This is a genomic window from Arachnia propionica (genome assembly GCF_900637725.1).
Lineage (GTDB): Bacteria > Actinomycetota > Actinomycetes > Propionibacteriales > Propionibacteriaceae > Arachnia > Arachnia propionica.
In genome coordinates this window covers 3,211,376-3,224,033 of sequence record NZ_LR134406.1, presented here as the reverse complement: position 1 = coordinate 3,224,033, position 12,658 = coordinate 3,211,376, and the positions used below count along the sequence as shown (strand labels likewise).

9 protein-coding genes are annotated in these 12,658 nt (G+C 61.5%); 5 read left to right on the top strand and 4 right to left on the bottom strand.

Going from position 1 to position 12,658, the window contains the following annotated elements; translation table 11 throughout:
• Positions 1-40 precede the first annotated feature (40 nt).
• The 3 genes from EL272_RS14405 to EL272_RS14395 are packed head-to-tail and all read right to left on the bottom strand — an operon-like array spanning position 41 to position 3,019.
• Positions 41-1,303: a hypothetical protein gene (locus EL272_RS14405; RefSeq protein ID WP_126409503.1), complete on the bottom strand. Its 1,263-nt coding sequence runs from the start codon at positions 1,301-1,303 to the stop codon at positions 41-43.
• A gap of 2 nt (positions 1,304-1,305) precedes the next feature.
• Complete coding sequence (locus EL272_RS15555) at positions 1,306-1,743, bottom strand: DUF6507 family protein (RefSeq protein WP_174525739.1); 438 nt, start codon at positions 1,741-1,743, stop codon at positions 1,306-1,308.
• Complete coding sequence (locus tag EL272_RS14395; protein WP_061787520.1) at positions 1,733-3,019, bottom strand: hypothetical protein; 1,287 nt, start codon at positions 3,017-3,019, stop codon at positions 1,733-1,735. Before EL272_RS14395 ends, EL272_RS15555 begins: the two co-directional genes overlap by 11 nt.
• 172 nt (positions 3,020-3,191) lie before the next feature.
• Between EL272_RS14395 and EL272_RS14390 the strand changes: the two genes are divergently transcribed.
• The 4 genes from EL272_RS14390 (at position 3,192) to EL272_RS14370 (ending at position 9,982) form a co-directional block, all read left to right on the top strand.
• Positions 3,192-3,548: a DUF2185 domain-containing protein gene (locus tag EL272_RS14390; RefSeq protein WP_014847925.1), complete on the top strand. Its 357-nt coding sequence runs from the start codon at positions 3,192-3,194 to the stop codon at positions 3,546-3,548.
• A 479-nt stretch (positions 3,549-4,027) separates the two neighbouring features.
• Positions 4,028-5,869: a site-specific DNA-methyltransferase gene (locus tag EL272_RS14380; RefSeq protein WP_244926092.1), complete on the top strand. Its 1,842-nt coding sequence runs from the start codon at positions 4,028-4,030 to the stop codon at positions 5,867-5,869.
• A gap of 8 nt (positions 5,870-5,877) precedes the next feature.
• On the top strand, positions 5,878-6,825 hold the full coding sequence (locus EL272_RS14375) for an AlbA family DNA-binding domain-containing protein (RefSeq protein WP_061787522.1): 948 nt from the start codon (positions 5,878-5,880) through the stop codon (positions 6,823-6,825).
• Positions 6,826-6,901: 76 nt separating this feature from the next.
• Entirely contained in the window at positions 6,902-9,982 is a 3,081-nt protein-coding gene (locus EL272_RS14370; protein WP_061787523.1) for a type III restriction-modification system endonuclease, read from the top strand.
• A gap of 36 nt (positions 9,983-10,018) precedes the next feature.
• Here the strand turns inward: EL272_RS14370 and EL272_RS14365 are convergent, their stop codons facing one another.
• Positions 10,019-10,831 carry a glycoside hydrolase family 16 protein gene (locus EL272_RS14365; protein ID WP_014847921.1) on the bottom strand — a complete coding sequence of 271 codons (813 nt, stop codon included), beginning with the start codon at positions 10,829-10,831 and terminating at the stop codon, positions 10,019-10,021.
• A 434-nt stretch (positions 10,832-11,265) separates the two neighbouring features.
• Between EL272_RS14365 and EL272_RS14360 the strand changes: the two genes are divergently transcribed.
• On the top strand, positions 11,266-12,186 hold the full coding sequence (locus tag EL272_RS14360; RefSeq protein WP_014847919.1) for a glycosyltransferase family 2 protein: 921 nt from the start codon (positions 11,266-11,268) through the stop codon (positions 12,184-12,186).
• Positions 12,187-12,658: the final 472 nt, after the last annotated feature.

Below are 12,658 nucleotides of genomic sequence, written 5' to 3'. Positions count from 1 at the left end.
AGTGAAGGCTGTGAGCGAGTCTCTTGCTCGGGGTAAGAAGTCAGAAGATCTTCTTGAAGGCATTCTTGATGCCTGATCCTGCTTTCTTGGCCCCGCTCCAGACTGCTTCCGATGCGTCGCCGATCCGATCGCCGACATTCTTGCCGTCCCCGGTTGGAATCATCATGGCTGCGCCGACGGCAGCACCCACAGCAAGGCCGACAGCGGTTCCGCCAACAGGCAAGGCCGAGCCTATGGCTGCGCCTGTCAAGGCAGCGGCGGCCAGTTGCCCGGTGCCCCTGACAGCAGCGGTTTCGACTGCTTTGGATCTTCTCTCCTTGTCGGAGAGGCCGGGATTCTCTTCCTTGAGCTTTTGCTGGGCGGTGTCGTATTCGCTCTTGTAGGTGAGTGCGGCACCTACCACGAATGCGGCGCGTCCAGCAGCTTTGCCGACTGCTCCTACGGTCGTGCCGCCCGTAGTGTGTTCGAAACCGACTCCCCACTTTCCCTTGGGGCCAGATTTGATCACTGTGCTTGGCATGTCCGTGAATCCATTGCTCACGGATTTCTTGTGGAAGAACCAAGAATTTGGATCGAACTTGGCGCCCTTCCCGGGTATCTCGAATTTTGGTCCTCTGATCGTTTTTCCGTTGATTTTGGCGACGAGTTGCTTGCCCCTCAGCAATGGCGCCCTGTAGCTTGTTGCAAAGGAAACAAGCGTACTTCTGAACAATCCTTGGGTGTAGCCGTCGAATGCGGATTGCAGGGGATGCTTTTTGGTGCCGTCTTCATTTATATTTCCCAAATCCGCAGCGCACGTGTCCACTGCGTTTTGGTATTTTCTGGCCAAAGCCCACACTTCAACCTGAAGTGCTGCTCCTTCCTCTCCTCTTTTGTTTTTAGAGCTGGATGAGTCGCTTGCGTTTTTTGCGTCATCGGCAGTGCACTGAAATTCGGCATTGTTAAAGGTTGCGACCTTTGCCAAGAGGTTGGTGCGCTCGGTTTGCAGGGTCCTTGTTGTGGACGCGAAGGTCGTGATGCTGGTGCTGATGGATGCGGCCACGGATGAGACGTTCCCGGCTTTGGTTGCTGGAGTGTCGAGCGCAGCGAAAAGGCTCGTGTCTCCGGGTGCCTTGAAACTAGCAGTCAGCCCTTGCCAAGAGTTCTTGGCATCGGTGATGGCGGTTTTGAAATCGGAGCCGTGCGTCTTCAGATTTCCTGCGTAGGTGTCCAAGGTGTCCGGGTCGGCCCAGTTGTCCAGGCAAGAAGTGTCGACGTGTGTGACTCCGGGGCCGGAATAGTATGTGGGAGTTGATGAAGTCACCGTCATTTCCCTTCTGTCTTCTTGCCGTCCGTGATCTTTACCTCAGCGGGAGAGTTGGCCGCTCGAGCGGCAGAGGTTATCCCCATCAGAGGTTCGTTGTTTATCGTGGTTTCGCACCCTCCTTGGGCCTCGTGACCGCAGCTTGCAGCATTGGAAGCCTGCTCTTGATCAGCCAACTGGTATTGGTGAACAGCCTGCCTTCCGCAGCTCACGGCATTGCTGGTGTGTTGCTCCGCGGTGCTCATGGCTGGGGTCAATGCCCGATTGTAGATTTTGTTTAGGGCCGACTGGATGGGGGCGGCCGGTCCCGTTGCGCAGGTTGCCCCGAGGCTGTCGATGTCTCCTGACACCGAGGTGTGTGAGTTGGCTGCGGTGTCTTTGTGGGTTTCCACGGTATCGAAGATACTGAAACACGTCGCAGGATCTATTTCATAGAACATTCTTCTCCCCGAAATTGATTGTGGCTGCGGTCAGGGAAAGATATGCCCACAGCGGTTGGTCGTCGAAGGAAGCGATGGTCACTTCGTCCTGGTGTGACTCCTGATAGCACAGGGCTGAGCCTCGATGCGGGGTCGTGATCCACACGACGCCGTTCTTGGCGGAGTCGTCGATGAAGCTGAACTGCTGCCAAGGCTCGTCGGCGAATGCAGCCGCATCGCCACCGAGCTGTTGAGGCAAGGGCTGGCCCACCAGATGCTCAAGCATCTTCTGGATCTTGATTCCTGGCAGGCTGAAGGATGTCCGCCAACCGGGTTGGGTACCCGACCACATGAGGAGGACGCGTGCCAGGTCGTCGGTGGCACAACGGGCGAGGCGGATTTTCCCGCCGACCGGTTCCTGGGGGGACGGACCGATGAGCAGCAAGGTGGCTTCCTCCATGCTCCAGCCATCCATGCCACGGTTGTCCTCCTCCGGCCCGGAGTTCTCCAGGACCCAGTGTTTCCCGTGGTTGAACATGCCCAGGACCACCTCGCCCAGTTCCGTGGGGGACCCGTTGTCGTCGATGAAACCTGCTCCCCGTAGCTCCTCGCGGGGAAGTTGGTTCCTGGCCCGCCTTCCGAAGAAACCCGCCGAGGACAGGGATTTCAGCTCGGTCAGCGCACCGGGCGACAATTCGTAGGTGTTGCCCAGCAGAACGGGGGAAAGGTAGCCCTGCACCGTCACATCCTCGCGAGGGACGCCGTCGCGTGCGGTGGCCCACTGATCGAGCACGGCCTCCGGGACTTGGGTGGTCAGCTGTGGCAACACTCCGTGCTCCAAGGGACGCAACGAATCGAGGATCCGTTCGAAAGAGCCGTCGGGCCGCCAGGTGACCACGGGAAGGGTGAGGGTCAGTTCGGCGATGGAATTGCCCGCCACCATGAGGTCCTGGATCATAATCACGCCCAGTAGGTCATCCGTTGGTGGTTTCACCGGGGCCAAGGCCCAGATCCGTCGTCTCTCCCGGGGCCCCGGGCCCGCGTCGCCGTCGGGAATCGCCTCCACGTTCACGACGTAGGCGCCGGCCACCTCTTGGGGGATGGCACGAAGATTCGCTTGGGAGATGGATGCGAGGGTGGTGGGGGCGGGGTTGTCGATCCGGGACTCGCGGAGCACGATCGTCGGTCGGAAACCCAGGTAGTCGGGAGGTGCGCTTGCCGCCACCATTCCCTCTGCCGGGATGATCTCCCAGGCGTCTGGCGTCTCGAACGAAAAAGCCGCGCCGTTGAGTTCCATGTCGAACCTTCCTGCTCGGATGAGAGCCAGCCTAACTCGGTATGGGGTCACCCTCGCTGATCGAGACGGAACGCCAACCGGCTGGATCCGGAGGGTGGCTCCGCGAACGAGCGGCGCAGGGGGTGTGCATTGCTAGGCTGAGGTCATCCAAAACCACGAGAGGGCCGAGACAATGGAGTTCATTCCTGGAGCCGGGGCCTGCCTGGCCACCCGCAACGTCATCGAGAAGAAGGGGCTGGTGCGCTGGATGGTGCGGGGCGAGTCGAAGGCACCCGCCGACAACGGCTGGCAGATCATGAGCCACATCGACACATCCGAGTACCTCAACGACACCTCCAACTGGCAGATCGTCGATTTCAACGACCTGTGCACCATCGAACCCGCCCTCATCGGCATCTGGGACCTGCCCGTCGGCTCCGACCTGCAGATCGTGCGCGACGAACTGGGCATCCGGATCGTCGACACCCCCACGGGCCGGGAGATCCCGGTCGAGAACCTCTACGTTCCCCCGTCCCAGCGAGCGGAGTAAAAGGCACTCGCGCCTCGTCGCCCAGCTTCCTACCGCCGCGGGCTTTCGGGACTGTCCGACGAACGGTGTAAGTGGCTCCATCGCCCGTGAGGGCAGAAGGAGTCATGATGACCGAGACAACCACGAACAGTGTCGAGCTGGCCGAGGGGTCGGCGAGACCGGGGTCCGTTCTGGAACAACCCCCAGCAGGTCAGCGACGTCACGCAGGTCGTCCACGACCACATCGCCAGCGTGTACGCCGAGAACCGGACGAACTGCAACGCCAACCTCACGACCAACATCTTCGCCTCCGATCGCTTCAACTGCGACGTGCTCGCCCACGCCGATCTGTCGCGCACCAAGGGTGAGTCGCTCGGTCCACGGCTGGATCGGATCAACTGGGGCCTACGACCTCGTCGTGATCGACGAGTCCCACAACTTCCGCAACGACGAAACAGTACGAACTGGAACAGCAGAGGTAACCCGTGGAGAGACTGCGCATGACATCGCCCGACCTCACGCAGGCCAACATCGACAAGATCGCCGAGCTGTTCCCCAACGTCATGACCGAGAGCCGCGACGCCGAGGGTAACCCAGAAAGAGCCGTCGATTTCGACCTGCTGCGCCAGGAACTCTCCGGCCACATCGTAGAGGGGCCGCAGGAGCGGTACCGGATCGACTGGCCCGGCAAGCGCGCGGCCGCCTTCGCGGCGAACGCGCCGATCGCCAAGACCCTCCGGCCCGTTCGCGAGGAATCGGTGAACTTCGACACCACCAAGAACCTGTTCATCGAAGGCGACAATCTCGATGCATTGAAGCTGTTGCAGGAGTCATACCTCGGCAAGGTGAAGCTGATCTACATCGACCCGCCCTACAACACCGGCAATGATTTTGTCTACAAGGACGACTTCGCAGAAACCAGCGCCGACTACCTCGCCCGATCCGGTCAGAGATCAGAAACAGGAGACCGCCTCGTCGCGAACACCGAGGCAAACGGTCGCTTCCACTCAGACTGGCTCAGTATGATGTACCCGCGATTGAAGCTGGCAAGAAACCTGCTCGACGAATCAGGCATCATAGCAATCTCAATAGATGACAACGAAGTGTCCAATCTCCGACTTGCCTGCGACGAGGTGTTTGGCAGGCAGAATTTCGTCGCACAGTTCGTATGGACGACCAAGAACGCCGCTCGCGGAGTTCCTCCGAAGACGCTTCTAATGTCTAACCATGAGTACATCGTCGTATATGCACGGACCGTCGACAGCGTGCGGTTCCAGGGGCTGGATCGTGACGAAGCCGATTTCTCCAACCCGGACGGCGACCCCCGGGGCCTCTGGCGTTCAGAGAGCATGAAGGCAACTGGGGCCCAAGACAATTTTTTCACGATCAGTGACCCCAGGACAGGGAACGAGTTCCATGCGAACTGGGCGTTTTCGCGCAGTCGAATTGCCAAGATGATTGCTGACGGCTTGGTTCTCTTCCCGGACTCTCCGGAGGGGATGCCTCGACAGAAGAAGTTCATCGACTCCTATGTCAACGACCGTAAGGCATTCGTTACCAGCTTGGGCTGGTACTCGACTGAAAATGCAACGAAGTCATTGATGGCTCTATTTGAGGGCGAGAAGGTATTCGACTTTCCCAAGCCGCTGGAATTGTTGACATTCTTGATTCGCCAGGCGACTTCCGTTCATAACGAAGATCTGGTCATGGATTTGTTTGCCGGGTCCGGGTCCTCCGCGGCTGCGACGATGAAACTGAATGCAGAGGACGGCGGCGATCGCCGGTTCGTAATGGTCCAATTGCCTGAGCCGATTCCCGCGCGAGGGGCCGCTGGTCGTATCGGCATCAGGAACATTGCAGACCTTTCCCGGGAACGAATCCGGCGTATGGCCCTCGGAATTGGCGACAGAACTGGTCTTGTCAGTGTCGGGCTCGATCTTGGTTTTCGCTCCCTACGCGTCTATAGCAGCAACAGGGCAGATGTGCTGAAAACTGCGGATGACACGGAACAGCTTGGTCTCGACGATCTGGCCTCAAGTGTCAAGCCGGACCGTTCCGGTGAGGACCTGTTGTTCCAAGTGCTCCTTGACTGGGGACTTGAACTGTCGTTACCAATGACGCGCGAGCACATAGATGGCCGGGAGGTACTTTCTGTTGATGCCGATGCGCTGGTAGCGTGCTTCGCGGAGTCTGTGACTCCCGAGGTCGTGCGGGGGATCGCAGAGCGCGGGCCGCTACGTGCGGTTTTCCGCGACGATGCCTTCGACTCTGACGCGGCGCGCATCAACGCGGAGCAGGTGTTCCGCGAGGTATCGCCCGCGACTGAGGTAAGGACAATCTGAGGAACGACATGACCTTGACGAGCGACGAACTCACCGGACTCCTCGACCGGCTGTTGGCTGGTTGGGAGAACGAGGTTGTCGAGTTCAAGGAGGCTGCACATCAGTTCTCGGCGGACAAGACTGGTGAGTACGTCTCGGCGTTGAGCAACGAGGCGAACCTGCGCGGCCTCGCGTCGGGGTGGCTCGTGTTCGGCATCTCGAATGCTCGGCAGGTGGTCGGAACGTCGCATCTCCTCGAGGTGCAGCAGCGTCAGGCGTTGAAGCATCACATCCACGTGGAGGCAATGACGGAACTGAACCTCATTGACCAGATGGGCTACGGAATCCATCGGATGGTGCAGGATCAGGTGCGTCGTTTCCTGCCGCTGCCGGACTACGATCTCAGTACCACCGGCGAGGTGAAGCTCACGATCTCGGGTGCTGTGATTGATGAGTCCTACTCTCAGTTGCTCATGGTCCGCACCGATCTTCCGCTTGAAGACGTGCTTGCGCTGGATCGGGTTCAGAAGGGCCTCGAAATCAGCGAGAAGGCTGCCCGCCACCTGCGCAGAGTCGGGTTGATCGAGGGTCGTAAGCCCCATCGCCGGATCACTCCTCGTGTCGCTGCTGCGACCGGAGCGATGGCTGACTACATCCGTACCCGACCCCAGGCGGATGCGCACTACGCGGCTCTTCTGACTGATTTCCTCCGAGTTCAGGGCTACGCAAACCGTGGCGACGTGGAGGCGCTGCTCCGGCCCGCGCTCAGCGAAGCGCTCACCGAGCAGCAGAAGGCGACCAAGATCACGAACCTCCTGACGAAGTTGCGGCGTCGCGGTGTCATCGTCAATCGCGGCACCCGCACGAAGCCACGCTGGGAGCTTTCTTACGCAGGCGACGAAAGTGTGCAGTCCGAGCCCCCGCGCAAGAAGGATGACGACGCCAGCGGTACCGCCAGAGGCTCGGGATCAGCGTGAGCACACGCATCCCGGCCGCCCACACCCTTCTAGCAGCGACGACGAACAGCGCCGGTTGCAGAAAGAAAGACACTCGATGAAGCTCCAGTTCAAGGTCCAGCAGTACCAGACTGACGCCGTCGATGCTGTCGTCGAGACCTTCGCCGGGCAGCCGAAGCATGACGGCATCTCCTACCGGATCGACCCCGGCAAGGTTGGCTCCGTGACCGCCCCGGCGCTGTTCGAGGCGGTGGAACGCCCGGACGCAGGCCTGCGCAACGCCGAGATCGTCCTGTCGAGCGCACAACTGCTGGAGAACGTGCACGCGGTGCAGCGCTCGCGGAACCTCCCGCTGTCGGCGAAACTCGCCTCCAGCGCCGCCGCGCCGGGCGCCCCGAACCTTGATGTGGAGATGGAGACAGGTACCGGCAAGACCTACGTCTACATCAAGACGATCATGGAGCTGCACAAGCGGTACGGCTGGTCGAAGTACATCGTCGTGGTGCCGTCGGTCGCCATCCGCGAGGGAGTGAAGAAGTCATTCGACGTGACCGCCGAGCACTTCCAACAGCTCTACGGCACCAAACCGCGCTCGTTCATATACAACTCGTCCCAGCTGCACGAGCTGGAGCGGTTCAGCTCCGATGCCGGGGTGCAGGTGATGATCATCAACATCCAGGCCTTCAACGCCACCGGCAAGGACAACCGGCGCATCTACGACGAACTCGATGACTTCCAGTCCCGCCGCCCGATCGATGTCATCAGCGCCAACCGCCCGATCGTGATCATCGACGAGCCGCAGAAGATCGGCGCACCCAAGTCGCTGGAAGCGCTGTCCCGGTTCAACGCACTGATGCTGCTCCGGTACTCCGCCACGCACAAGGTCGATCACACGAAGGTGCACCGACTCGACGCGCTGGACGCCTACAACCAGAAGCTCGTGAAGAAGATCGCCGTGCGGGGCATCACCGTGAAAGGACTCGCCGGATCGACCGCCTACCTGTACTTGGACGCCATTGAGATCGCGAAGGGCGCCAAACCGCGTGCGAGGATCGAGGTCGAGGTGCAGACGGCAACGGGCATCCGGCGGCAGGTCAAGCGTCTCGACGTGGGCGCGAACCTTCACGATGTCTCGAACGGGATCGAGGCCTACAGGGGATTGTTCATCACCGAGATCGACGCGAACCGCGACGTGATCGAGTTGAGCAGCGGCGATGTGGTCGCGGCAGGGCAACTGGCCGACCGGGACGTCACCGAGGAGACCAAGCGGCGCATCCAGATTCGTGAGGTCGTTCGTGCCCATCTGGACAAGGAACGCGAGCTGTTCAGCCAAGGCGTCAAGGTGCTCTCGCTGTTCTTCATCGACGAGGTCGCCAAGTACCGCGACTACAGCCGTCAGGACACTCTCGGCGACTATGCGCGGATGTTCGAGGAGGAGTACGCCGCGATTCGTGACGAGGTGCTCGGCGAACTCGCCATCGACGCGGCGACCGAGGAGTATCAGGCCTACTTGCGTCGCGACGACGTGCGGCAGGTGCACGAGGGCTACTTCTCCATCGACAAGAAGACCAAGCACCAGATCGACGGCAAGGTCTCCCGACGCGGCGACGACAAGGGCCAATCCACCGACGCGGATGCCTATGACCTGATCCTGAAAGGCAAGGAACGGCTGCTCTCGTTCGCCGAACCAGTGCGGTTCATCTTCTCCCACTCGGCGCTGCGCGAAGGATGGGACAACCCCAACGTGTTCGTCATGGGGATGCTCAAGAAGAGCGACAACACCGTCTCCCGCCGCCAAGAAATCGGACGAGGCCTACGGCTGTCCGTCGACCAGCACGGAGAGCGGATGGACAACCCCGTCACCGTGCACGACATCAACGAGCTGACCGTCGTGACCGACGAGTCCTACACCGACTTCGTGACCGGCCTCCAACGCGAAATCTCCGAGTCGTTGGCCGCGCGGCCACGCAAGGCCAGCGTCGCGTTCTTCGTCGGCAAGACGATCCAGACCCCATCCGGCGAGTTGGTCATCGGGGAAGCCGTTGCGCAGGCGCTCTGCAAGTACTTGGCCAAGAACGGCTACGTGAACGATGACAACACGATCGCGGACGCTTACAAGCAGGCCAAGGAGGAAGGGACACTCGCCGCGCCGACCTCTGAGGTGCTGGGGCCAGTCATCGACTTCGTGTGGCCCCTGATCGATGTTCTCTACCTTGATCTGCCGGTGCCCACCGATGACCGCAGGCCGAAGAAGATTCCGCTGAACGAAGCCAATTTCGCGCGCAAGGAGTTCCAGGAACTGTGGGGTCGGATCAACCACCGGGCCGTCTACCAGGTTGAGTTCGACTCCGCAGAGCTGATCCGTAAGGCGATCGCGCACCTCGACAGGCACCTCAACGTCGCCGCACTGCAATACGTCGTGCGAGCCGGCCGGCAGCGGGAGCAGCTGAAGGCTGACGACCTGACCAGCAGCGGCTCCGGCTTCGCGATGCAAACCATGCAGACCCACACCGAGACCGTGAACGCCCACTCTCAGGTGAAATACGACCTGTTGGGAGAGATCACCGAGAAGACCCAGCTCACCCGCCGCACCGTTGCCGCGATCCTGAGCGGCATCACACCAGGGACCTTCGCGAAATTCCGCCTCAACCCGGAGCAGTTCATCACCGAAGCGGCTCGGCTCATCAACGAGCAGAAGGCCACCGTCATCGTCGAACACCTCACCTACGACGCGCTCGAAGACCGATTCGATTCCGCGATCTTCACCGAGAACCAGACCGCCCAGGACTTCTCAAAGGCCGGGGCTAAGCTCAAAAAGCACATCTACGACTACGTGGTCACCGGCTCCAGGATCGAGCGCAAGTTCGTCACCGAGCTCGATACCAGCCACGAGGTTGCTGTCTACGCGAAGCTCCCACGCGGGTTCTTCATCCCGACGCCGGTCGGTGACTACAACCCCGACTGGGCCATCGCGTTCACCGAGGGCAGCGTCAAGCACCTCTACTTCGTCGCCGAGACCAAGGGCTCGCTGTCCACACGCCAGCTCAAGGGCGTCGAAGATGCCAAGATCGAGTGCGCCCGCAAGTTCTTCGCGTCACTCAGCGAGAAGAACGGCAACGACGTCACATACGACGTCGTTGCCGATTACACCGAGTTGATGCAGCTCGTCACCTCGTAGAGGCCCTCACGTCGGCCCCGCCCGCATCAGGCGCCCTCAGCTCCTGGTGTAGTGCGCGACGTAGTCGATCTGGATGTCGGAAACAGGCGGGGTGAGTGCACCCGGGACACCGCCGTCGACGGTCTCGGTGTGGCCCTCCTTACCGTTGGGATCCATCGCCCCGGTCTGGAAACCGCAGAACATCTGCGTGTCGGTGATGTTCGGCTGGTCGATCCGGCCCCACTCCTTGCCGTCGAGGGTGAAGATGATGTGGTCCTGTTCCACGATCGCGCCGTAGGTGTGCCAACCACCCAGGTCCTCGTGATCGACGAACTTGTGGTCCTGCTTGTTGTCGGAATCCCAGTGGTAGGTTCCCATGATTTCGGGTCCGTTGACCCGTCCCTCGGCGAAGTCGATCTCCGGCGGCCAGCCCTGGTCCTTTGGCCACAGCAGGAAGGCGTAGCCAATTCCCTTGGCCCTCGGGAACCTGGCACGAACCTCCCAGCGACCACGCGAGGCCGTGAATACCTTCTCCGTGCTAGTGCCGCCGGCATGCCACTTACCGTCCTTGTATTCGGTGCGCACGATCAGTTCACCGTTCTGGACGAACGTGTTCTTGTCGGACATCACCCCCATGGCTCCGTGCCCGACCTCGGGATTGCCCCAACCGTAGTGTTCCCAGCCCAGCTCCTCGAGGGATGTGTCGAAGCCCTCGAAGTAGTCGATGTTCCAGCCGTTGATCTCGGCGTCGGAACGGCTGTGGCCGGACGAATTCCCGGAGGACTGCTGCGGCGATGCGGACTCGCTGGGCGAGGACCCGCCGGACGATGGATCACCCAGGGGTGAGCGTTCGTCTGACGACCTCGACACGGGTGTCCGCTCCGGGGTCGGGGACTTGCTCGTCGGTTGCGTCGACGTCGAGGCCCCGGTCGTCGGAGAGGTGGCGGTTGGCGAGGACTCGCCGCTTGTGGTGCTCGGCGCCGCCGTGATGGCCGCCCCAGCGTCGACGGGGTGACTTGAGCTTGGTGGTGTCGTCCTCGGGGTTATCCGCTCCGTACTGAGAGGAGCGGGGGTTGCGGCCAAGTCCTGGTCCGTGTTTCGCGGCTGCACCAGCAGTCCCCCGGTGATCGTCGCAGCTGCAAGTCCCAGCGCCATCAAAGGTCGAGTTATTCGGCTTGGTATCAAGATCCCTCCCTTCCTGTACACCAAAGAACCCTAACTTGTGGTTCGCTCATCACAAATCATCTTCGGGTGGGGAAGCGTGCTGGCCCCATCAGCAGGGGGCGACACGCTAGGATGCAGAAATGAGCGGGCCGGGGGGTCGGCAGAGCGCCCGCAGCTTCTCGGGGGAGTCCGGTGAACAAATGATGAAACCGCACATTTCCGTCTGCATCCCGGTCTATCAAGGGGCGTCGACCCTTGTGGCGACCCTGCGGTCGGTGCTGGCCAGCGCACGCGCCGATTTCGAGGTGGTGATCCGGGACAACGGCTCGACCGACGGCACCAGCGACGTGATCGCCGGGTTCGATGACCCACGCATCCGGCTAATCCGATCCGAGGAAACCCTGCCGTTGCCGGCCAACTGGCGTGCGACCGTCGAGCAGGCCCGCGGCGAGTTGATCAAAGTGGTGTGCGCCGACGACCTCATCCACCCGGACTGCCTGGCCACACAGGCCACGCTCCTGGAGGACCCGTCGCTCGCCCTCGTCGCGTGCCGCCGCGACTTCATCGACGGCAACGGCAGGATCCTGACCCGCAACGCGGGCCTACCAAGGCTGCTGGGGCGTCGCGGCGTCTCCGAGGTCGCCAGGGCGACGGTACGGTTCGGGATCAACCCGGTCGGTGAACCCGCATGCGTGATGTTCCGCCGCAAGGACTACGACGCCATCGGCGGATTCAACGGTTCGAACGTGTTCGTCATGGACATCGACGCCTGGCTGCGGATCCTCACCCGCGGCGACATGTTCGGCCAACCCGAGGCCCACGCCGCGTTCCGCATCTGGACGGAGTCGTTCTCCAACAGCCACAACCGGCAGCAACTCGATGATCACCTCCGGTTCCTGAAGCAGGTCGCGAACAACCCCCGCTACGAGATCCCGGCCGTCCTGCGACACCTCGCGCCCGCCGCGGCCCACGTCTCCTGGCGCGCCTGGACGGTGCGACAGCGACTGTGGAACAGAAGATCCACAGCCAAGGCCCGCCTCAACCGGTCTTGTCCTCTCTGAAGTTGGTTGAGCCGGCCTGCGAGCGTCAGCGAGTGGGCCGTGTCGAAACCATCTTGCGGGTGTCCGGGGAGTTGGGGTTGGGTTCTGGCTACCGGGTGCCAGTGGTGGTTTCGACTCAGCCGTTCGCTGGCGCTCACGTGCTGGCTCAACCAGCTTCGAGGAGGGGTGCTCGCGTGCTGGTTCAATCAGCTACGGGGAGGGGGTCGCGGCTCGGTTCGAACCGGCTTTGTCCTCTCTGAAGTTGGTTGAGCCGGCCTGCGAGCGTCAGCGAGTGGGTCGTGTCGAAACCATGTCGTGGGTGTTCGGGGTGTTGGGGTCGGGTTTTGGCTGCCGGGTGCCAGTGGTGGTTTCGACTCAGCCGTTCGCTTCGCTCACGTGCTGGCTCAACCAGCTTCGAGGAGGGGTGCTCGCGTGCTGGTTCAATCAGCTTTGAGGGGGGGTGATCATGTGCTGGTTCAATCAGCTAAGAGGG

Bases quoted from the DNA above. Each gene is read 5' to 3' on its own strand.
- EL272_RS14390 (WP_014847925.1), top strand. From the start codon at position 3,192: ATGGAGTTCATTCCTGGAGCCGGGGCCTGCCTGGCCACCCGCAACGTC.
- EL272_RS14360 (WP_014847919.1), top strand. From the start codon at position 11,266: ATGAGCGGGCCGGGGGGTCGGCAGAGCGCCCGCAGCTTCTCGGGGGAG.
- EL272_RS14395 (WP_061787520.1), bottom strand. From the start codon at position 3,019: ATGGAACTCAACGGCGCGGCTTTTTCGTTCGAGACGCCAGACGCCTGG.
- EL272_RS14370 (WP_061787523.1), top strand. From the start codon at position 6,902: ATGAAGCTCCAGTTCAAGGTCCAGCAGTACCAGACTGACGCCGTCGAT.
- EL272_RS14375 (WP_061787522.1), top strand. From the start codon at position 5,878: ATGACCTTGACGAGCGACGAACTCACCGGACTCCTCGACCGGCTGTTG.
- EL272_RS15555 (WP_174525739.1), bottom strand. From the start codon at position 1,743: ATGTTCTATGAAATAGATCCTGCGACGTGTTTCAGTATCTTCGATACC.
- EL272_RS14380 (WP_244926092.1), top strand. From the start codon at position 4,028: ATGACATCGCCCGACCTCACGCAGGCCAACATCGACAAGATCGCCGAG.